This is a genomic window from Psychroserpens sp. SPM9 (assembly GCF_025153525.1).
In the GTDB taxonomy this organism is placed as follows: domain Bacteria; phylum Bacteroidota; class Bacteroidia; order Flavobacteriales; family Flavobacteriaceae; genus Psychroserpens.
This window is the reverse complement of sequence record NZ_JANZNR010000004.1, coordinates 299012-321384: the sequence shown is the minus strand read 5'-3', so window position 1 is coordinate 321384 and position 22373 is coordinate 299012. Positions and strand designations below refer to the sequence as shown.

Sequence of the window (22373 nt, the reverse complement as noted above, 5' to 3'; positions counted from 1 at the left end):
AATTATGTTGTTAATGTTCCGTATTCTGTCCATGAACCATCATACACAGTTAAATTTTTATAGTCTGAAATTTCCGCAGCTAAAGCTAAAATGCAAGCCGTAATACCGCTACCACATGAGAAAATTAGTGAATTATCTCCTATTTTAAAAGTATCAAAAACAGCTTTTAAGTCTGACTTGGGTTTTAAACAGTAACCATCAAACAAACGGGTATATGGTAAATTTTTTGACTTCGGAATTGTTCCGCTTCTCAGTCCGACTCTTGGTTCAGGAACTTCACATTGAAATCGCTCTTTTGAACGTGCATCTAATAGCATTACAGAATCATCTTCAGATAAATTTATGATATCATCAAAAAAGCACATCCTTTCAGATTGGTATACTGCTGAAAAATTTCCAGGATGCCAATGTGGTCTCAACAAAGCTGATGTTGTTTCGTAATCGTTTTTAACCCATTCTGGGAGTCCGCCATTTAAAACAGCCACATTATCAAATCCGAAGGTTTTAAACAACCACCAGACTCTCGGACTCCAATACATGCCTTTATCATCATAAACAACTATTAGTGAATCGCTGTTGATTCCTAGTTGTCTGGCTTCATTTTGGAATTGTTCGGGTGATGGTATTGTATTAGGAAATTCTGCTTTTAAATCGCTAAACTTTCCTTTGATATCAAAATATCTTGAATTGGGAATAAACGTTTCTTCAGAAGATGTGTCATTTGTTGTAACACGCGCATCGAGAATAATTAAAGCTTTTAGATGACGATTATCGTTTAACCATTTACAGCTGACTATAGGCGATATAAATCGACCATTTTTAAGCATCCTGAACCGTTTTTCGCAATCGCGTACGTCTATCAAAAGCTTGCATTTGGTCTACTACCTTACTTTCTAAAAAGTCAATAACGCGCTCCTCTACTTTGGTTTTAGATTTATACACTTTATTAATGTAAGTGATACCTCCAGGCGACATCACATTAACTTCTACAAGTTTTCCGCCAATCACATCAATACCTACAAAATAGAGTCCGTCTTTCACCAATTTAGGTCCGATTTGCTTACAAAGAGCTTTTTCAGCTTTAGTTAGTGTGTGCTTTTGCACAGAGCCACCAGCCGACACATTTGAACGATGATCATCAGTACCAGGAACACGTTTCATAGCACCAACAGGCTCACCATTGAGCAATAAAATCCTCACATCACCTTGGTCGGCACCTTCTATATAATCCTGAAGAATGACATAATTTGAAGAGCCATCGCCACTGGTAATATAAAAATCCAATAAAGAATTGATATTACTCATGGCCGATTTTTCAATTAAAATCACACCAGAACCTCCAAAGCCATTCAATGGTTTAATGATCATTTTATCAGACTTAGATTCTTTAATCTGTTTTACCAAATACTCTTTGTTTTTAGAGACATGCGTATTCGGAATAATATTACTGTGCGCATCACCAAAAGCAGCCGTATACAGTTTATTATTAGCTTCACGCATCCCTTGAAGTGAATTAACTATAAAGACATCATCTTTAACCGAATCTAAAAAATTCAGCATGATAGGATCTAAAGGCGGATTTGCTCTAAAAAAAATAGCATCAAAACCAGCAAGAGGCAACATTTCTTCTCTCAATTTTGCCTTATTGTAAAATGTTTTTAAGCCCGATGGCACTTTATCCATACGATTAATCACAGTACAAAATGCATTGGTTACACTGTCTCTAATCGTCAAATTTGCAGGTGTACACATGGCCACACCATGACCTCGTTTTACACATTCTTTAATTAACGCGAGACTTGTATCGTTTTCTGGATCGATTTGATCCCAAGGATACATGATAAAACAAACATTCATATTAGGTTGGTTTTTATTTGTGAATAAATCGTATTTAAATTTAAAAATTTTATTTTACTTCTTCGTAGTTGTCATCCCAATTCTTAACCTTAGGTTCACCAAGTTTTCCTACAGATTTTGCAACGACCATAGACACCGTCGCATCACCAGTTACATTTACTACAGTACGACACATATCTAAAGGTCTATCGACAGCGAAAATTAAAGCCAAGCCAATAGGTAATAATTCTGGAGGCAATCCAACGGATTCTAACACGATGACTAACATCACCATTCCTGCTCCTGGAACTGCAGCACTACCGATAGACGCTAATAAAGCTGTTAAAACAATAGTGATTTGGTCTGAAAACGTTAAATCTAAACCAAGGGCTTGAAAAATAAACACAGCTGCTACTGCTTGATATAAACTTGTACCATCCATATTGATTGTCGCCCCTACAGGTAATACAAAACTAGAAACCTCTTTATCAACTCCTATATGCTCCTCAACACGCTCCATAGTTACTGGAAGCGTTGCGGCGCTTGAACTTGTTGAAAAAGCCAACAATTGCGCAGGACTTATTTCTTTGAGAAACCAAAACGGATTTTTCTTTGTGAATGTCGCTACAAAAACACAGTAGATAACAATCATTAAAACCAAGCCTAGAACCACTACACCTGCATATTTTAATAAAGCGAATAGTATGTCTGGATCATCAGAAGAAACCACAACATTTGCTAATAGTGCAAACACGGCAATAGGAGCCGTTAGCATGATTAAATCGACCATTTTTAACACCACATCATTTAATGAATCGAAAAAACTCTTTAATGGTGCCGCTCTTTTTTCACCTATAAGAAGTAATGAAATCCCTAAGAAAATGGCAAAGAATATCACTTGAAGCATAAGTCTGTTATCACTTAAAGCCAAAAAGGCATTATCAGGAACCATATCTTCTAAAAACTGTAATGGCCCTGAATCTTTTTGTTTTGAAGCTTCGGCTATTTTGGCCTTAACACTACTATTTTCAGAATACGTTTCTGTTAATTTAGCTATGGTTTCTTCAGAAACACCATCACCTGGCTGCATGATATTAACGAGAGCTAATCCAATAGAAATGGCGATAACTGTTGTTACGATATAAATTCCGATAGTGCGAATTCCTATGTTTTTGAATTTGGAAATATCTTTCAAATCAGATATTCCTTTTATCAATGACGCTAATATTAACGGAATTGCTATCAACTTCAGCAGCTTTACAAATATGGAGCCTATAGGCTTTATCCAATCTTCAGTAAAGGCTCTTCCTCCTACTTGAAGCATTATAAAACCAAATATTAAACCCAGTAACATTCCAATTAAAATTTTCCAGTGTAAGGCTAGTTTTTTCATATATCTATTGCGATTTAATCTATTCTATTAGTACTATTTAAAGATGACACCTAATATTATGGCTATTCCAATGTAAAAAATTGTTCCATACAGTCTTGCAGCGTCGGCTTCTTTTAGTTTGGTTTCAAAACCATACTTCATAAAGCGCTCATCTTCCGCTTTATTGAGTTCATGATTGTTCATACCAAAACGCTTCACGTTAAACGGAAAAAAGAAAAACGTCAAAAATTCGGCATTCGTCAAAGACATATGCTTTCGCTTTTCGGCATTTTTTTCGGCTTCAGTCAAACTATATATCCTTAATTATACATTTTATTCAGCAAATAGAAATCTGCTAAAACCAAAGCTGCCATTGCTTCAACAATAGGAATCGCTCTAGGAACCACACAAGGATCATGGCGTCCCTTGCCTTGCATTTCTACAATATTTCCCGAACTATCTAGTGCATCTTGCTTTTGAATTACAGTCGCCACAGGCTTAAAAGCAACCCTAAAATAAATATCCATCCCATTACTAATTCCACCTTGAATGCCGCCCGATAAATTGGTTTGCGTTGTACCATCAGCATTGAACAAATCGTTATGTTCTGTCCCTTTCATTTTGGCGCCACAAAATCCGCTGCCATACTCAAAACCTTTAACTGCATTTATTGACAACATGGCTTTTCCTAAATCGGCATGCAATTTATCAAAAACCGGCTCCCCTAAACCTACAGGTAGATTTTGAAGTACACAAGTTATGGTTCCGCCAATAGTATTTCCCTCTTTACGGATGTCTTTAATTTTAGCTATCATCTGTTCCGCTACAGCGTCATCTGGACAACGAACTACATTAGTTTCAATTTTGGAAAAATCTAAGTCCTGATAAGGTTTCTCCAAAAACAAATCGCCAACTGAAGACGTATAGGCATGTATTTGAATCGAGTTCAGTAATTGTTTAGCTATAGCGCCTGCTACAACTCTTGACGCCGTTTCTCGCGCCGAACTTCGTCCGCCTCCTCTATAATCGCGAACGCCATACTTTTTGTCATAGGTATAATCGGCATGACTTGGCCTGTACACATCTTTAATATGTGAATAATCTTTAGATTTCTGATTCGTATTTTTTATGACAAAACCGATCGGTGTTCCTGTGGTTTGTCCTTCAAATATTCCTGAAAGAAATTCAACAGTATCAGGCTCTTTACGTTGTGTCACAATTTCTGATTGCCCAGGTTTTCTACGATCTAATTCATTTTGTATGGCATCAAAATCCAGTTGTAATCCTGGCGGACAACCATCAATAATTCCACCAATTGCCACACCATGAGATTCACCAAATGTGGTGAGTTTGAAAATTTTTCCGAATGAATTTCCTGCCATATATAAAGATTTTACGCTAAAGTACTTGTAAAAATAGACAAACAAAAACAGAATTCCATAATGTCACACATTTCCGAAGCAAATAAGCATAACAATTGCTTAACAATTTGCTGATTGTTTGTTAATTACAAAAATTCTTACATCTAAAATTGAATTAAGTTCTTTGTAAGATAATTGAGTATAGCTATTGAAATCTAAACGAAAAATAGAAATCGCTGTCATTTCTGATGTCCATTTAGGTACTTATGGATGTCACGCCAAGCAGCTATTGACTTATCTTAATAGTATTGCACCAAAAAAACTGATTCTCAATGGTGATATTATTGACATCTGGCAATTTAAAAAACGATATTTCCCGAAATCGCATTTAAGAGTTATTAAAAAAATCATGGATATGGCTTCCGATGGTGTAGAAATCATTTACATCACTGGAAATCACGATGAAATGCTACGAAAGTTTAGTGATACTACAATTGGAAATATTTCTATTGTCGACAAAATTGTATTGGAACTAGACGGAAAGAAAGCTTGGTTTTTTCATGGTGATGTTTTTGATGTTTCGATTCAAAATGCAAAATGGCTGGCAAAATTAGGCGGCTACGGTTACGATATCTTGATTTTGTTAAACAGGTTTGTGAATTGGTGTTTAGAGCAAATGGGGCGAGAAAAATATTCGCTCTCCAAAAAAATAAAAAACAGTGTCAAAGGTGCCATTAAATATATTAATGATTTTGAAAAAGTCGCTTCAGATTTAGCCATAGAAAACGGTTATGATTATGTTGTTTGTGGCCACATTCACCAACCTAAAATGCAAGTTACTGAGAACAAACACGGCACAACTACTTATTTAAATTCAGGAGATTGGATAGAAAACTTCACCGCTTTAGAATATCAGTTTAAGCGCTGGAAAATCTACAATTACAACCAGGATAAACTCAGAGCATTTTACGCAGACGAAGACATTAAAGATATGGATGTTAAAGATTTAATTGCAGCCATTACTATTGTTGAGCAAAAGAAGAAAAAAAAGAAAGATTAGCGCAATGCCGCTTTAAGAATCGATATTGGATGCAATGCTTCCCGTTCTGTTCCATCTTTTATTTGATGCCTGCAACTCGTTCCATTTGCCGAAATCAAGACCTCTGTAGGAGCATTGCGTACAGCAGGAAACAAGGTCTGTTCTCCAATTTGCATACTCATTTCATAATGTTCCTTTTCGTACCCAAAACTACCAGCCATACCGCAACAACCACTAGGTATAATAGTCACTTTATAGTTTTTAGGCAAGTTTAATACTGCAAAGCTAGACGATTGATTTAACAAGGCTTTTTGATGGCAATGCCCATGAAATTTAATGGTTTTTTCTTCGGAAGTAAATTGCTCTGAAGTGATGTTTCCTAATTGTATTTCATGCTGAATAAACGCCTCAATAAGATAGGTGTGATTTGCTATTTTCTTTGCTGAAACTTTATCATCTGCTAGTTTAAGATATTCGTCTTTAAAGCTAAGAATAGCTGAAGGTTCGATACCTATTAATGGTGTGTCTTTTGAAATTAGATCTTTAAAAATAGTAACATTTTTATTGGCAACAGATTTTGCCTGAAGCAACAAGCCTTTAGATAAAAACGAACGTCCCGATTCTGAATGACGAACAAGCTTTACTTCGTAATTTAAGGCTTCTAAAAGTGTTATCGCATCAATTCCTATATGAGTATCTAAATAGTTTGTGAATTCATCATTAAACAAATAAACTGTTTTAATTTTTTTATCATTATCTAATTGTTTTTTAATACTTTCATGTACTTTATATAAACTTTTAGTTGACAGTAATGGTAAGCTTCTTTTTTTAGCAATTTTAAAACTTTTTTTAATTGCTGAAGCCGTTAACGGATTAGAAAACATAAAATTCGTGAGCCCTCCAAAACGACTTCCGAAAGCGTTTAACCGATTGTTATACGCAAACAATTTTGTTCGCCAACTTACGCCATTTGCCTTTTGATAGTGGTATTGAAACTCTGCTTTTAAACTTGACACATCTACACTACTAGGACATTCGCTCGAACAGGCTTTACAGCTCAAACACAAATCAAACACATTTTTAAGAGTCTCACTGTCAAATTTATTAGGTTTTTCTGAATGTGTCAGCACTTCGCGCAATGCGTTTGCTCTTGCTCGAGTCGTATCTTTTTCATCTTTGGTGGCACGATAACTTGGACACATCGTCCCGCCAAATTCTGGTAACTTCCGACAATCGCCAGAACCATTACACTTTTCAGCTTCTCGTAAAATACCGAGCGATTCCGAAAAATCCAAAACTGTTTCTATTTCAGGCTCTTCCCTATCAGCTTCGTAACGTAAGGACTCATCCATAGGAAAAGCCTCGACGATTTTTCCAGGATTAAAGATGTTATGAGGATCAAATGCAGTTTTAATCCGCTTTAAAATCTCATAATTTTCAGCACCAATCATTAGCGGAATAAATTCTGCACGCACAATACCATCACCATGCTCTCCACTCATTGAGCCTTGATACCGCTTTACCAACTGTGCGACATCTGTTGTTATTTTTCTAAACAAAACAACATCAGCTTTCTTTTTTAAATTTAAAATAGGACGTAAATGCAGCTCTCCAGCACCTGCATGTGCGTAATAGACAGGTTTTTGATTATAAGTTTCCATTAAACTGGAAAAATCACGAATATAATTTGATAAATCTGAAAGCGCCACAGCTGTATCTTCAATACACGCTGCTGTTTTTTGATCACCAATCATATTGCCTAATAATCCCAATCCGGCTTTCCTTAATTCTAAAGCCTGATTTATTTGCTCTCCAACCAGAATCGGACAACTAAAACTCAAACCCGAACCCTTAATGTTTTCAATTAAGTCATCAACCTTAAACTTAACACTATCAACAGCTTCATCACGAACCTCACACATTAAGATAGCTTCAGGATCTCCACTTATAAATTGCCTATTACTTTGTTGCTGTTTATTATGTTTCGTTAAATCTAAAATGGTTTTATCCATCATTTCGCAGGTGAACAAATCGTGCTTCATAACCAATTCAACTGCGTTCATACATTTTTCAATACTATCAAAATGCGCTGCCACCATCATACTTTCACTAGGCGGAAGCACATCCAATTTTAAAGTAATTTGAGTTGTAAACGCCAAGGTTCCTTCGCTACCCGAAAGCAACTTACACATATTGAAACTATCATTTTCCGAAGACCATAATTCATCAATAGCGTAACCTGTGTTTCTACGGTGAATTTCGGGTTTCGGAAATTCTTTTTTAATCTGCTGCTGCACTGCTTCAGATGCCAGTTCATCGTGGATAATTTTATAAAGCTGTCCTTCTAAAGTCGAACGCTTCATCTTTTCCATCAAGTCTTCCGAAGGCATTTCAGAAAACTCCACTTCGCTTCCATCACTTAAAATAACTTGCAAAGCCTTAACTTTATCACGCGTCACACCATACTGAATAGATGTTGTTCCAGACGAATTGTTACCCACCATTCCTCCAATCATACAGCGATTTGAAGTCGACGTATTGGGTCCAAAAAACAATCCGAAAGGTTTTAAATAATGATTAAGTTCATCACGCACCACGCCAGGTTCAACAGTTACAGTCCGATCAGCTTCATTAATATCTAAGATTTTTGTAAAATACTTAGAAACATCAACAACAATCCCATTTCCAACACACTGACCTGCCAACGATGTTCCCGCTGTTCTTGGTATAATGGAGGTTTTATTCGCTTTTGCAAATTCAATTAAAAGCTTGATATCCTTTTTAGTTTTAGGCAAAGCAACCGCTAGAGGCAGCATGCGATACACAGAAGCATCTGTCGCATAAAGCACTTTCATCAATTCATCATAATGCAGTTCGCCAGATAATTTGGATTTTAGTTCAGAAAGCCTGCGGTTATTGGGTTTTTGCATTGTATTTGAGTCAATATTTTTATCGAAAGTGCTATAAAATTGTCTTAAAATTAAGCTTTACTATTCAATTTTAACATAATTTTGTCGTTATAATTAAGGTAGCAACAAAAGCTACTCAAATAACTTAAATTTAAAACTCTAAATTATGAAAAGAATACTTTTAATTGCAATCACATTTGTTGGTTTTACAACTTTATCAAACGCTCAGGACATTTCAGACAACGCTATTGGTGTTCGCCTAGGAGACAGCGACGGATTTGGAGCAGAGATTTCTTACCAAAGAGGACTTGGAGACAATAATCGTTTAGAAATTGATCTCGGATTAAGAAGCGGAAACAACTACGATGGTTTTAAACTTACCGGACTTTACCAATGGGTTTGGAATATTGATGGAGGTTTTAACTGGTATGCAGGTGCTGGTGGTGGTGTTGGATCTTACAGTTTTGACAATGTACCAGATGGATTTGATGACAGCGAAACATTTTTATTTGTTGCAGGTGATGTAGGTATAGAGTACAACTTTGATTTTCCTTTACAATTATCATTGGATGCAAGACCAGAACTAGGTTTTGGAGACTACAGAGATGACTTAGACTTTGATATCGCACTAGGTATTAGATACAGATTCTAAAAACTAATTATAGATTTTTAAAGACAAAAAGCCACTTCAATCGAAGTGGTTTTTTTTAGTTTACAAATAACGTTCATTAATAATTTCACAGTGGTGATTTTCATGACCTATAACAATAAAAGCAACAGCCCTAGGCGACAAATTACTATTACTCGCCACACCAATACGTTTTAACATTGCTTCAGAAAAACTTTCAAACATGATAATACTTGCCAATCTAACTGCTTTATATTCGTTCATAAGACTAAACATAGAACGTTTATTGGCTTCTGAGTTAGCAGCATATTCATCTTGATCATAACCAGGAAACAACGTCTTATCACCTCTAGCAATACACAGCGCTCTGTACGTAAAGACGCGTTCGGTGTCAATTAGATGCTGGATAATCTCTTTAATCGTCCACTTTCCTTCAGCGTAACGATACTCCAATTTTTCTTCTGGAATAGACTCTAAGAACGCAATAGTAAGATCGCCATTATTTTTTAAGCCTTCAGTAAGCGTCACATCACCTGATTTTTGAATGTATTGTTGATAATACGGATTATATTCATCCTTTTTTAAATCTTCTTTTGTCATTAAATTTCTCATTTGTTTCTACGTTTAAAAGTAACAAAAAACCCTTCATCCAAAAAGATAAAGGGTTAAATATTATTAGCTATAATTCTATTTAAAGCTCGTTAAATATCGTATGCATTAAACGCTTCTTATCATTAATACTTTCCTCCAAACTAATCATAGTCTCAGTTCTGTAAATGCCTTCAATATCATCTAACATAAAGATAATATCTTTTGCATGCGACGTGTTTTTAGCTCTAACTTTACAGAAGATATTGAATTTACCAGTAGTAATATGAGCTACAGTCACATAAGGAATATCTGCGATACGCTCTAAAACAAATTTTGTTTGCGAGGTATTATTCAAGAAAACTCCAACATAAGCAATAAAAGAATATCCTAGTTTTTGATAGTCTAAAGTTAATGAAGAACCCTTGATGATTCCAGCCTCTTCCATTTTCTTAACTCTTACATGAACAGTACCTGCAGAAATTACTAGTTTTTTTGCAATATCAGTAAAAGGAATCCTTGTATTATCAATTAACATATCAAGGATTTGGTGATCGATTTCGTCTAATTTAAATTTTGCCATTATTCCGTTTTTCGTAAATTAAATACAAAAATAATGCAATTTCTTTGAAGATATCACATCTAAAAACAACTTTTTCAAAGATTTAATAAAAATTTCACATTGTCAATCACTACGAAATCGATTTCGTTTCCTTCAGAAATCACCTTGCCGTTTTCAGCAAACACTTCATACCCATTGGCATCAAGCTCTTTATGTCCGTAAAAATTGCTCAGATCAGAAATTTTTTCAATTTTAGGAATAAATTTCAACACACCATCAACTAATCGTTCCTGATATTGTATTCCAACATCCAAAGCATTCGTATTTCTGATAATAACATCATAAAACAATTTTTTATTTCTTGGTATTTCAAAATAAACAGCACTCTTTTGACCATCAACATCACACTTTGCAATATAACTTAAAGCAACAAGCATAGACTGAAATATAAATTCACGTGTTTGCTCACGTCTATAATCATCTTGATAATGCCCAGCCTCAAACAGTACTGTTGGTACATTAGCCGCCTGGAAGGTGTCACCGACGCAGTTTAAGTTAAATCCGTCATCATACAAACCAACCTGATTTTTGATTTGTTTTTGAAGCACTGAATTCATCGCTACGATAAGCTCCATAGCTTTTTGTCGTGTAGATGTAACAGTACGCGCTTCATCTTGAGCTGGAGCCAAAAACGAGACAGTCGCCGAATTGCTAGTCGTACCTGCGCTAAAAATCGTACGTTGCCCATGCAGATTAAAGCAAAAATCTGGTTTAAACTCATCAAATACAGCGCGCAAGACTTTACTTTCTGGTTGCGACAATTCTTGCGCATCACGATTTAAATCAACCTGATTAGCATTTAACCTAGTGTATGCGAGCGCACCATCAGGATTAAGAATTGGAATGATTTGTATAGTACATGCATCTAAAATTGAAGATATAAGATTATGATCACCCGAAAACAGATTTAATATATCAAAAACAGCCTTCGTCGTCGTACTTTCATTGCCATGCATTTGCGACCACATGAATATTTTTTTAAATCCCGTTCCTAAAGTTATCGTAAAAATAGGAATTCCATTTACAGATTTTCCAACCTGTGTAACCGTAAATTTTTCATCGTGTTTTTTAAGCAAATCTGCAATATGTTCATGATGAATATAACGACCAGAAAGCGCTGTTTCTTTACACGAATTAAACAGCGATTTTAGAGTTTCAACGTTCATAAGTTTTTAGTATCTGTGACAAAGGTAAACAATTGATTATTTACAATTGTAAACACTGAAATTGGAGCAAAACGGACTAAAATTGTGATTGATGTAAACTCATTCTCAACAAAAGCTCAAGAGGCATTGAAAAATATGCAATAAAAATATTATTTAGCTATCAAATATTTGTTTTTCAGTATTTTAAATTAATCTACTAAAACTTATAATTTAATATATACTTAAATATACGAAAGACATATCGCTTTATATTTATAATATGTTTACATTTGTAACGTTACAAAACTATACAATTTGAGTTTACAATGATAAACAACGAAGATTTCACAAAACGACTCCAAAAAGTCATCGAATTTTACGGAGAAACTGCATCTTCATTTGCCGAAAAAATAGGTGTGCAACGCTCTAGTATTTCGCACATATTATCAGGTCGAAATAAGCCGAGTTTAGATTTTGTTTTAAAGGTACTTTCCTCCTATCAAGAAGTAGAATTATATTGGTTGATGAATGGCAAAGGCCATTTCCCTTCTGAAAAAAATAATACTCTAGAACCACCAGTTTTGGAACCTCAAAAAATTGACACCACTAAAACCTCTCAAATTTCAAGTCTTCCAACTTCTGAAGGTAAAGCAATTGAGCGTATTGTCATTTTTTATAAAGATGGGACCTTTAAAAATTTTGAACACCTGTAATTTTATTCTTCAATTTTCAAATACATGAACGCTATTAAATTACTTTCGGTTTCGTAAATTTGTATAAAACCGTATGTATGCGAAATCTTCTATCCCTATTACTTCCCTTAGTTTTTTTTAATTGTTATCAAACGGAGCGCCATTGTGCCGATTTCAAAACAGGAACCTTTGAATTTACTTATACTATAGACAACGAAGAGAAAACTGGAACGTTTGTTAGAACTGAAGATTATAATATTGATTTCTATGAAAATAAAGTCGATTCGTCTTCGGTTCGCTGGATCAACGATTGTGAATTTGTTCTGAAAAAATTAAATCCGAAGCATAAAAACGAAGAAAAAGCGATTCATATGAAGATAATAAGCACCACAGAAGATGCTTATGTTTTTGAATACCAATTAGCCGTTAAAGATGCTTTCCAACAACGACGCGTTGAAAAAGGTGTGGCCAAAAAAATAAAGTGATATGTTAGATTTTTTACTGACCAGTGAAGCCATCATGGCATTGTTAACCTTAACGTTTCTAGAAATTATCTTAGGCATAGATAATATTGTATTTATCTCTATTGCAGCTAATAAACTTCCTGAACACCAACGCGCAAAAGCAACAAACATAGGTCTGCTCTTAGCAATGGTACAACGGATTGTCTTATTGTTTTTTGTATCGTTTTTAATCGGACTCTCAAAACCATTCTACAGTATTGAAACCAACTGGCTCGAGCTCCATATTAGTTGGCAAGCATTGATTTTATTCGTTGGTGGCTTATTTCTGATTTATAAAAGCACCTCTGAAATACGTGAAAAAGTAGCACATCCAAGTCATGATGAAGAACAAGTTAAAGGCAAGAAAATTACATCTCTATCGAATGCCTTAGTACAAATATTAATTATTGATTTCATCTTCTCTATTGACTCTATACTGACTGCTGTTGGAATGACTAATGGGTTACACCCCAACCACAATTACACCTTGGTACTCATGATTATTGCTGTAATGATTTCTATTGTAATTATGATAGGCTTTGCAAATCCGATACGAAAGTTTATTAATACCAATCCGAGTATTCAAATGCTAGGTTTAGCTTTTTTAATTCTAATTGGTTTTATGCTAATTACTGAAGCTGCACATCTTTCGCATACTGAATTCTTCGGAAATAAAGTGGGCGCGATTCCAAAAGGGTATTTATATTTCGCCATCGCATTCTCATTGTTTGTGGAGTTTTTAAACTACAAAATAAGTAAGAAATCTAAATCGCAATGAAAACGCTAAGACCTTTTCATTTGCTATTGTTATTGTGCTTTTCTGTTAGTGTATACGCGCAGACGACGACTAAAGATCAATCAAAAAGTATCACTGTAAAAAAATACACATTAAAAAAAGGCAAGCATGATGTTGTTTTAAAACTAAACAACAAACAACATATCAACGCGCGTCTTAGTATTCCCGAAATCAAACCCAACCAAAAAACACCATTAATTATAGCGCTACATTGGGCTGGAGATTCAAACGCTTATAAAGAATATAGCAATTGCCTGGCATTTCCGGCGTTAAGTTTCTTAAATGGTATTATAGTAGCACCTTCCGACCATGGCTTGCATTGGACTACAAAAGAAAATGAAAGCAAGTTAAAACAGCTTATTAACAGTATTAAAAAGCACTGGCCTATTGACGCTACTAAAATCATCATAACAGGCTATAGTAATGGCGCCATTGGCAGTTGGTATTATGCACAAAAATATCCTGAACTATTTTGTGCTTCGCTTCCGGTTTCAGGAACCTATGAGGCTTCAAAAATCAAGGTTCCTTTATACGTAATTCACGGTAAAAACGACGAACTCTTTAATGCCTATCGTGTCGAAAACACGATTACAGCATCCAATAAATTAGGAAGTACCATACAATTCAAACTCCTTAAAGAACATTCGCATTTTATGGGTTGTGCCTACGTAAAGGCTTTACATGAAATGGCAACCTTGCTACAAAGTGAGCAATTTTAATCTTTTAAAAGGCTTTTAAAACAACGATACCTGACCTTGACCATCTAAATCTGACTTGTCGTCTTTAGAATCCTCTTTAGCTTTAGACTCTGTTGCTTCATTGCTAGACGCTTCGGAAGAATCATCAGAATCAGAAGGCTCAACTGTTTCATCAACCACTTCAATCTCTTCAGCAGGAATTTCTTCTGGCGCTTCGTACGGCAACGGATCTAACAGATTAACCTGGTTGATTTTTTCTTTAGTAAGCTGATTTCCAAGCGCTGAAATACCTTTGATAGCAATGAAATCTTCAAGGTTTACCTCTTCATTTTCTTTTCGGTCTTTACCACGTTCTTTTTTAAACTCGATTTCTGCCATCGGCTTCCAATCGGTAGAAACTATTTCGAGGTGAGAATCTGGATGTTCAGAAATAAACAATTCTTCGCGACCTTCATTTTCAATTAAGAAACGTTTCACATAATACATTTCCTTTTCGCCATTGTAATAAATAACAGAAATCGGCTTTTTAGGCACCCATTTTTCAAGTACTATCATATCGTCGTCAAAATGGGTCGTAAGTTCAGGCAAAATCGTTTTAGCGTGTCCTGACTGTGTAATAATCAACAATCGGTCTTCTCCTCTAAACTCGCCAATAAGCTCGCCTCTTTCGTCAACATTAAGACGCTGAACAGTTTCATCAAACCAGATTTTACGCGGTTTTAAAGTAGAAACCCCTTTTTCTTTGAGTTCGATTTTCTTAATCGCGTATTTGGTTACCAAATTTCCTTTTGAGGCACGACCTTTAATTAAAATATCTGCAAAATCTAAATCCCATTTTAGTTTTTTGATACTTCCTACCTGACGTAAGTAGATCGTGATTACCTCAGCTTCGCCATTAGGATTTGCTGAGAAATACCAAAGCTTAGAACTCTTACTGCCGTTAGTTAAGTCATATTCTTTATCGCGAGTAATAGAAGTCACCGCAAAACGCTTCACATAAGAAGGACCTTTGGCGCCATCGCGATAAATCATATTATAGATGGTACGCTTATCTTTTTTCTTGAAGACCGCTACATGAACAATATCTTTACCAACAAAGGTTTTACTATCCACTTTTGTCACCATCATTTTTCCGTCGTTAGTAAACACAATGATATCATCAATATCACTACAATCACAAACATACTCATCTCTTCTAAGTGATGTTCCGATAAAACCTTCGGCTCTATTGACGTATAGTTTTGTATTTCTGATGATTACTTTAGTTGCATCAACATCTTCAAAGGTTCGGATTTCAGTTTTTCGTTCACGACCTTCACCATATTCTTTTTTAAGACGTTGAAAATAGGCAATTGCATAAGCAATCAGATTTGCTAAATGATGCTTAACCTCAGCGATTTGATCTTCAAGCGCTTCAATTTTTTGCTGAGCTTTATCTATATCAAATTTTGAAATACGCTTAATTCTAATTTCGGTAAGACGTGTAATATCTTCAACAGTAATCGCACGTTTTAAATGCTTAATATGTGGTTTTAAACCCTTGTCGATAGCATTAATCACACCGTCCCAGGTTTCTTCTTCTTCAATATCGCGGTAGATTCTGTTTTCAATAAAAATACGTTCTAAAGACGCAAAATGCCATTGTTCTTCAAACTCCCCCAGTTTAATTTCTAATTCGCTTTTTAGAAGCTGAACGGTATTATCTGTTGAACGTCTCAACATTTCGGTAACACCTATAAACAGAGGTTTATTATCTTCGATAACACAACCTAAAGGCGAAATTGAGGTTTCACAATTCGTAAAAGCATATAAGGCATCTATGGTCTTGTCTGGAGATATTCCGCCAGGTAGATGCACTAAAATTTCGACATCTGCAGCCGTATTATCTTCAATCTTTTTAATCTTGATTTTACCTTTATCGTTGGCTTTCAGAATTGAATCTATCAACGACGATGTATTTGTTCCGTAGGGAATTTCAGTAATCACCAAAGTGTTTTTATCGAGCTGTGATATTTTAGCACGCACTCTAACTTTTCCACCTCGTAATCCGTCATTATAATTAGACACATCAGCAATACCCGCTGTTGGAAAATCGGGATAGATTGTGAAACGTTTTCCATTAAGATGTTTTATCGACGCATCGATAAGCTCTATAAAGTTATGTGGCAATATTTTAGTCGATAATCCTACAGCAATCCCTTCTCCTCCTTGTGCTAATAACAACGGAAACATAACAGGAAGATTAACCGGTTCTTTTCGTCGGCCATCATAACTAGCCTGCCATTGCGTGATTTTTGGGTTATAAACGACATCTAAGCCAAATTTAGAAATTCGGGCTTCGATATAACGCGATGCGGCAGCGCTATCGCCTGTGAGGATATTTCCCCAGTTACCTTGGGTATCTATAAGCAAATCTTTTTGCCCTATTTGCACCATAGCATCGGCAATACTGGCATCACCATGCGGATGGTATTGCATGGTATGACCAACAATATTAGCCACTTTATTATAGCGACCATCGTCAAGGTCTTTCATGGAGTGCATGATACGACGTTGTACAGGTTTAAATCCGTCTTCTATTGCTGGAACTGCTCGCTCAAGGATAACGTAAGATGCATAATCAAGAAACCAATCTTTATACATCCCAGTAACTCTGGTGATGCTTTCTTGAGGTTCGTCTTGATTATCTATTATATCATTGTGATCTTCACTCATTAATCTTTGCTTCTTTTAAATTTGATTTAACCATTTTACTTAAAGATTGCCTGATGTAACGCCTCTTTTTTCGATTGACCAATGTTACATTGAAGGTTTCAACTTTCTTTTTTCCTCGACTATCTTTGAGGTATAATTTTAGTGTTTTGTATAGAAAAAAGTTTGTAAACTTATAACCGTATAACTGTTCTTTTTCAAATTCGACTTTGTGTTCTCTGTAATTGTATTTGTCGGTAAACAACAATCCTTTATTCGTGACTACTACTTTTAATCCGTCACTATCATATTCAAAATACTTAGACACGTAATGCACTAAAAAAAACAATACGGCAAAGCCCAAGGCTATAGCCACAAACACTAAAAAGGGATTAGAAACGCCATAGGTAAACGATCTGAAAACAAACAAAAAGGCAATAGCCATGACTAACAGCACGAAATAAATCGAAATGATCGTATTTTTAACTTTAGAATTGTTTGTTCTCACTTTTATACTTTTTTACAATACTCTTTTATTAGTTCAAACTAATATTGAAATCGGTTAAAATTGCAGCCAGTTCTTTTTTTGTAACATTAATATCGAAAACGTCTCCGTTGGCTTTCTTAATATTTAAAACAATACTGTTTAAAGGCTCAAAAACAGATGCTTTAACGATAAAATCACAAAGGCTTTTTTCTTTGAGAGGCTCTCCATTTATTGCTAAGATAGCATCGCCATAACTTAGCTGTTGTTGTAATTTCTTATCCCAAACATACCCTATCACGATACGATTATCTTTTAAAGTTGATGTAAAACCGAGCACAGGTTTATCCAAATCTATATTGGCGGTTTTAGGCTCAAAATAGAAACGTTTATGTTTATAATCAATAGTCATGACGCCATGATTTAATAGCTCAGCTCCTATTTTAGAATTATCATCTTTAGTGGTATGTGTTATACAATTTTCTAAAACCAAATTATTAACCACAAGTTTTGGCAAATGCACACGTATTTGATTGTTCACCGGAACCTCGCCAAATAAGCTCACCGAAGACGCTCCGTCGCTTTGCCCAATAACATTAAAAATAGTTTTTGTTTTGAATGCCTCATAATGCGCTCTAGACAAATCGTACAAACCTCCCATTCCTGTATCTATTAAAACACGTTCCCTTCCATTATCTTTTCCTGAGACATTAATCCATACATAAGGACTGCTTTGATTGCCTACCAGTTTAATTTTATCAGATTGTTTTTTATTTACATTAAGATGTTTAAGCTTGTCGGTTAGTTTAAGCAAGCGTTGTTCTGCATCAATTTGAATGATTGAATTCTTCAACATATTACTACCAATAAACCCATCAATACCAAAGCATTTAAAAATATCACTTCCGTTAAGATCATAAACAAGTGCGCTATAACCTTGAAATTCTACAGCACCAATCTTTACGCTTTTTAGCTCAACAACTTTTAAGTTTTGCTTTTTACCATTAGCGTCATTCGTTGGCATATTAGAAATAACGTTTGGGTTTATAGCATTAAGAACTTCAAGCGACACAATATTAGGAGCACCTGTATCTAATAAAAAACGATAGGTTGTTCCGTCGATCTCAACAGGTATTATGATTTTGTTTTTCTCAAACTCAAACGCAATTTCTTCATAGTAGTTTTTAGAAACTACCTTGCCTTTTTTTAAACTAGTATTTTGAGAACAAGCAAAAAGCGAAAATGTAATAATTAATATTTTAAATGTGTTGAGAGTCGCTATTTTCATTCTACTTTTCGTCTTCTACAATATCCAGTTCGACTTTAAGATTCTCAATAATAAACTCCTGACGCGTTGGTGTATTTTTGCCCATATAGAATGATAATAATTCTTCTATAGACATGTCTTTATCCAGCATCACAGGATCTAATCGAATATCTTCACCAATAAAATGCACAAATTCATCGGGCGAAATTTCACCAAGACCTTTAAATCGTGTAATCTCTGGTTTAGGCTTTAATTCTTCAATAGCATCACGTCTTTCTTCTTCGGAATAACAATAAATGGTTTTCTTTTTATTTCGAACTCTAAACAAAGGCGTTTGCAAGATATACAAGTGTCCTTCTTTTATCACTTCAGGAAAAAACTGCAAAAAGAAAGTAATTAAGAGCAATCGAATATGCATACCATCTACATCGGCATCGGTAGCGATAACGATATTATTATAACGCAAATCTTCTAAAGATTCTTCGATATTTAATGCCGCTTGTAAGAGGTTAAACTCTTCGTTTTCGTAAACTATCTTTTTACTTAAACCATAACAATTAAGAGGTTTTCCTTTTAAACTGAAAACCGCTTGTGTATTCACATCACGTGATTTGGTAATACTACCAGATGCCGAATCACCCTCGGTAATAAACAAGGTTGTTTCGAGGTTGCGTTCGTTTTTGGTATCACCAAAATGCACACGGCAATCTCTTAATTTTTTATTGTGAAGATTCGCCTTCTTAGCTCTGTCTTTTGCAAGTTTTCTAATACCCGAAAGTTCTTTACGTTCACGTTCGGCCTGAAGGATTTTACGCTGGATTTTTTCGGCAGTATCTGGATGTTTATGTAAATAATTATCCAGATAACGCTTCATAAAATCATTGATATAGGTTCTTACCGTTGGTAAATCGCCTCCCATATCTGTGGATCCTAATTTTGTTTTGGTCTGACTTTCAAAAACGGGCTCCATAACTTTAATAGAAATGGCAGATACTACAGATTTTCTAATATCTGATGCCTCGTAATTTTTTCCGTAGAACTCACGAATCGTTTTAACCAAACCTTCACGAAAAGCTGCTAAATGTGTTCCACCTTGCGTTGTGTTTTGTCCATTTACAAAACTATGATACTCTTCACTATACTGCGTTTTACTATGTGTTAATGCTACTTCGATATCGTCTCCTTTAATATGAATGATATCATAGAGACGGTCGGTATCGTTAATATTATCTGATAATAAATCTTTTAATCCGTTCTCACTATAAAACTTTTCGCCGTTAAAAACGATGGTAAGTCCTGGGTTGAGGTAAACGTAATTTTTGAGCATTTTTGAGACATACTCATTACGGTATTTATAATTTTTAAAGATGGAATCATCTGGCACAAAAGAGACCTTTGTTCCTTTTCTTCTTGAGGTGTCGTCTAATAACTCTTGGTTAGTGAGATTTCCTTGTTCAAACTCTGCAGAAGCCGATTTTCCATCTCTGGTAGATTCAACACGAAAATAGTTAGACAAAGCATTCACCGCTTTGGTACCAACTCCGTTTAATCCTACCGATTTTTTAAAGGCGCGCGAATCGTACTTACCACCTGTATTCATTTTGGAAACAACGTCTACAACTTTTCCTAAGGGAATACCTCGACCATAATCACGAACAATCACTTTATTGCCTTGGATAGAAATCTCAATGGTTTTTCCTGCTCCCATGACATACTCATCAATAGAGTTATCTAAAACCTCTTTGAGTAAGATGTAAATTCCGTCATCTGGAGACGACCCATCACCTAATTTACCAATATACATTCCTGGTCGCATTCGGATGTGTTCTTTCCAATCGAGCGAGCGTATATTATCTTCGGTATATTTGGTTTCTTGCGACATAAATAAGTGAAAAAATTAGATAGAACGCTAATATAACATAACGTTATAAAAAATAAAACAGAGAGGACACAAAGTAATTAACAATAAAAACCCAATGTTGTTGAGAACATTAGTGAATTAAGTCATTTTAGATAATTCTTCAGCTTTTTGCTTTAAAAACGTGTTTCTAACCTTAAGCAAATTGGTCATATAGCGTTTTAATACCAAGATATTGGCTAAGGTTCCGAAGATCCCATAAGGCGATTCGAATTGAAGGGTATCGACCATAAGCGTTCCATTATCTACAGACTTGAAACTATGCTCGTGCTTAAACGATTTAAAGGCGCCAGATACCATTTCATCTACAAAGTAGTGCGGGCTCACAAATGCTGTAATTTTAGATGTGAGTTGTTGTATGATGCCAAAGTGTTTCGCTTCCCAGGTCACCCACTCGCCTAACCCTATAAGCCCAGACGTTGTTCCTGCGACAGCTTTTTCGTTAGAATGTGCTAAAGATGCTTTATGAAAATCAATATTACGCGATAAGTCAAAACATGTTTGAATATCGGCATTAATCATGGTTTTGATTTCAATTAAAGGCATCGTTATATTTAAAAGAGCTTCCTATGTTTACATCTAAAATCAAACGAAAATCCGCAAAGACATTCTCTCGATTCTAGAAGCAATATCGTTCATAAACCGGATTTAAACATTAAACAAGAAATGCATCACATCACCATCTTTGACAATGTAATTCTTTCCTTCGACACGCATTTTACCAGCTTCTTTAACCTTAGCTTCACTTCCGTAGTGGATATAATCCTCGTAAGCAATTACTTCGGCTCTAATGAATCCTTTTTCAAAATCGGTATGAATCACGCCTGCAGCTTGTGGTCCTGTAGCACCAACGTTGATGGTCCAAGCACGAACCTCTTTAACACCAGCTGTAAAATAGGTTTGCTGATTTAAAAGCTTGTAAGCTGAGCGAATTAATTTAGCCGAACCAGGCTCGTCTAAACCAATATCCTGTAGAAATAACTGACGTTCCTCATAGTCGTCTAATTCGTTAATATCTGCTTCAGTACCAACAGCTAATACTAACACTTCAGCATTTTCATCTTTTACATTCTCACGTACTTGCTCTACATAACCATTTCCAGAAACAGCACTTTCTTCATCTACATTGCACACATACATCACAGGCTTTGCTGTAATTAATTGTGCAGGCTTAACAAATTCTTCTAGATCTTCTTCACTAAACTCTAAGGCTCTAACCGATTTTCCGGCTTCTAAACCTGCTTTTAACTTTAGTAAAACCGCTTCTTCCTTTTGAGCTTCTTTATTCCCTGTTTTGGCAGCACGTTTAACTTTATCTAGCTTTTTTTCGACGGTTTCTAAATCTTTAAGCTGGAGTTCCATATCGATAGTTTCCTTGTCGCGAATAGGATTTACACTACCATCAACATGCACAATATTATCATTATCAAAACAACGCAATACATGAAGAATGGCGTCGGTTTCTCGAATATTTCCTAAAAACTGATTTCCTAATCCTTCTCCTTTACTTGCACCTTTTACCAAACCTGCAATATCTACGATTTCTACTGTTGCTGGCAAAACACGCTCAGGATTTACTAAGGCTTCCAGTTTTTGAAGTCTAGGATCTGGGACATTAACAACACCAATATTGGGTTCTATAGTACAAAATGGAAAGTTAGCACTTTGCGCTTTGGCATTAGACAAACAATTAAATAAGGTTGATTTTCCTACGTTTGGTAATCCTACAATTCCGGCTTTCATATGTTTTAATTTTGCGATTGCAAATATAGGCTTAGAATTTGAATAAATCTTGTTATTATTGCTAGAAATAATACCAAATTC

The 22373-nt window shown here is 35.3% G+C and carries 21 protein-coding genes; 6 read left to right on the top strand and 15 right to left on the bottom strand.

Going from position 1 to position 22373, the window contains the following annotated elements:
• Positions 1 to 2: 2 nt before the first annotated feature.
• From N4270_RS10415 to aroC, 5 genes are read right to left on the bottom strand one after another with little or no spacing between them, the layout of a single operon-like run.
• Positions 3 to 827 carry a sulfurtransferase gene (locus N4270_RS10415; protein ID WP_260097037.1) on the bottom strand — a complete coding sequence of 275 codons (825 nt, stop codon included), beginning with the start codon at positions 825 to 827 and terminating at the stop codon, positions 3 to 5.
• Positions 820 to 1857, bottom strand: a complete 1038-nt coding sequence (gshB, locus tag N4270_RS10410) for a glutathione synthase (RefSeq protein WP_204345215.1) — start codon at positions 1855 to 1857, stop codon at positions 820 to 822. Before gshB ends, N4270_RS10415 begins: the two co-directional genes overlap by 8 nt.
• Positions 1858 to 1906: 49 nt before the next feature.
• Complete coding sequence (locus N4270_RS10405; RefSeq protein WP_260097036.1) at positions 1907 to 3229, bottom strand: dicarboxylate/amino acid:cation symporter; 1323 nt, start codon at positions 3227 to 3229, stop codon at positions 1907 to 1909.
• Between the two features lie 33 nt (positions 3230 to 3262).
• A complete protein-coding gene (locus tag N4270_RS10400) occupies positions 3263 to 3517 on the bottom strand; it encodes a hypothetical protein (protein ID WP_260097035.1) in 255 nt (84 codons plus the stop codon).
• An 11-nt stretch (positions 3518 to 3528) separates the two neighbouring features.
• Positions 3529 to 4590, bottom strand: a complete 1062-nt coding sequence (aroC, locus tag N4270_RS10395) for a chorismate synthase (protein ID WP_260097034.1) — start codon at positions 4588 to 4590, stop codon at positions 3529 to 3531.
• 187 nt (positions 4591 to 4777) lie between these two features.
• Between aroC and N4270_RS10390 the strand changes: the two genes are divergently transcribed.
• The gene (locus N4270_RS10390; protein WP_260097033.1) at positions 4778 to 5629 is read left to right on the top strand and encodes a UDP-2,3-diacylglucosamine diphosphatase; all 852 of its coding nucleotides are present in this window, start codon (positions 4778 to 4780) and stop codon (positions 5627 to 5629) included.
• On the opposite strand, the gene N4270_RS10385 is transcribed toward N4270_RS10390, so the two are convergent.
• The gene (locus tag N4270_RS10385) at positions 5626 to 8538 is read right to left on the bottom strand and encodes an FAD-binding and (Fe-S)-binding domain-containing protein (protein ID WP_260097032.1); all 2913 of its coding nucleotides are present in this window, start codon (positions 8536 to 8538) and stop codon (positions 5626 to 5628) included. The two genes, N4270_RS10390 and N4270_RS10385, sit on opposite strands and share 4 nt — an antisense overlap.
• A gap of 145 nt (positions 8539 to 8683) precedes the next feature.
• Between N4270_RS10385 and N4270_RS10380 the strand changes: the two genes are divergently transcribed.
• Positions 8684 to 9169: a porin family protein gene (locus tag N4270_RS10380; protein ID WP_260097031.1), complete on the top strand. Its 486-nt coding sequence runs from the start codon at positions 8684 to 8686 to the stop codon at positions 9167 to 9169.
• A gap of 60 nt (positions 9170 to 9229) precedes the next feature.
• Here the strand turns inward: N4270_RS10380 and N4270_RS10375 are convergent, their stop codons facing one another.
• The 3 genes from N4270_RS10375 to N4270_RS10365 all read right to left on the bottom strand — a co-directional run bounded on the left by N4270_RS10375 (position 9230) and on the right by N4270_RS10365 (position 11521).
• On the bottom strand, positions 9230 to 9757 hold the full coding sequence (locus N4270_RS10375; protein WP_260097030.1) for a DinB family protein: 528 nt from the start codon (positions 9755 to 9757) through the stop codon (positions 9230 to 9232).
• A gap of 79 nt (positions 9758 to 9836) precedes the next feature.
• Complete coding sequence (locus tag N4270_RS10370) at positions 9837 to 10316, bottom strand: Lrp/AsnC family transcriptional regulator (protein WP_260097029.1); 480 nt, start codon at positions 10314 to 10316, stop codon at positions 9837 to 9839.
• Between the two features lie 74 nt (positions 10317 to 10390).
• The gene (locus tag N4270_RS10365) at positions 10391 to 11521 is read right to left on the bottom strand and encodes a M14 family zinc carboxypeptidase (protein ID WP_260097028.1); all 1131 of its coding nucleotides are present in this window, start codon (positions 11519 to 11521) and stop codon (positions 10391 to 10393) included.
• A 305-nt stretch (positions 11522 to 11826) separates the two neighbouring features.
• On the opposite strand from N4270_RS10365, the gene N4270_RS10360 reads away from it, so the two are divergent.
• The 4 genes from N4270_RS10360 (at position 11827) to N4270_RS10345 (ending at position 14210) form a co-directional block, all read left to right on the top strand.
• Positions 11827 to 12213: a helix-turn-helix transcriptional regulator gene (locus tag N4270_RS10360; RefSeq protein ID WP_260097027.1), complete on the top strand. Its 387-nt coding sequence runs from the start codon at positions 11827 to 11829 to the stop codon at positions 12211 to 12213.
• Between the two features lie 77 nt (positions 12214 to 12290).
• Complete coding sequence (locus tag N4270_RS10355; protein ID WP_260097026.1) at positions 12291 to 12677, top strand: hypothetical protein; 387 nt, start codon at positions 12291 to 12293, stop codon at positions 12675 to 12677.
• Position 12678: 1 nt separating this feature from the next.
• Positions 12679 to 13473 carry a TerC family protein gene (locus N4270_RS10350; RefSeq protein WP_260097025.1) on the top strand — a complete coding sequence of 265 codons (795 nt, stop codon included), beginning with the start codon at positions 12679 to 12681 and terminating at the stop codon, positions 13471 to 13473.
• Positions 13470 to 14210, top strand: coding sequence for a dienelactone hydrolase family protein (locus N4270_RS10345; RefSeq protein ID WP_260097024.1), 741 nt, complete (start codon positions 13470 to 13472; stop codon positions 14208 to 14210). Before N4270_RS10350 ends, N4270_RS10345 begins: the two co-directional genes overlap by 4 nt.
• Before the next feature lie 15 nt (positions 14211 to 14225).
• Here the strand turns inward: N4270_RS10345 and N4270_RS10340 are convergent, their stop codons facing one another.
• The 6 genes from N4270_RS10340 to ychF all read right to left on the bottom strand — a co-directional run bounded on the left by N4270_RS10340 (position 14226) and on the right by ychF (position 22292).
• On the bottom strand, positions 14226 to 16904 hold the full coding sequence (locus tag N4270_RS10340; RefSeq protein WP_260097023.1) for a DNA gyrase/topoisomerase IV subunit A: 2679 nt from the start codon (positions 16902 to 16904) through the stop codon (positions 14226 to 14228).
• On the bottom strand, positions 16897 to 17388 hold the full coding sequence (locus N4270_RS10335; RefSeq protein ID WP_260097022.1) for a hypothetical protein: 492 nt from the start codon (positions 17386 to 17388) through the stop codon (positions 16897 to 16899). The genes N4270_RS10340 and N4270_RS10335 overlap by 8 nt, the downstream gene beginning before the upstream one ends.
• A 28-nt stretch (positions 17389 to 17416) precedes the next feature.
• On the bottom strand, positions 17417 to 18652 hold the full coding sequence (locus N4270_RS10330) for a retropepsin-like aspartic protease (RefSeq protein ID WP_260097021.1): 1236 nt from the start codon (positions 18650 to 18652) through the stop codon (positions 17417 to 17419).
• A 1-nt stretch (position 18653) separates the two neighbouring features.
• Complete coding sequence (locus N4270_RS10325; RefSeq protein ID WP_260097020.1) at positions 18654 to 20513, bottom strand: DNA topoisomerase IV subunit B; 1860 nt, start codon at positions 20511 to 20513, stop codon at positions 18654 to 18656.
• Between the two features lie 117 nt (positions 20514 to 20630).
• Entirely contained in the window at positions 20631 to 21095 is a 465-nt protein-coding gene (locus tag N4270_RS10320; RefSeq protein ID WP_260097019.1) for an SRPBCC family protein, read from the bottom strand.
• Between the two features lie 102 nt (positions 21096 to 21197).
• Positions 21198 to 22292, bottom strand: a complete 1095-nt coding sequence (gene ychF / locus N4270_RS10315; RefSeq protein ID WP_260097018.1) for a redox-regulated ATPase YchF — start codon at positions 22290 to 22292, stop codon at positions 21198 to 21200.
• Positions 22293 to 22373: the final 81 nt, after the last annotated feature.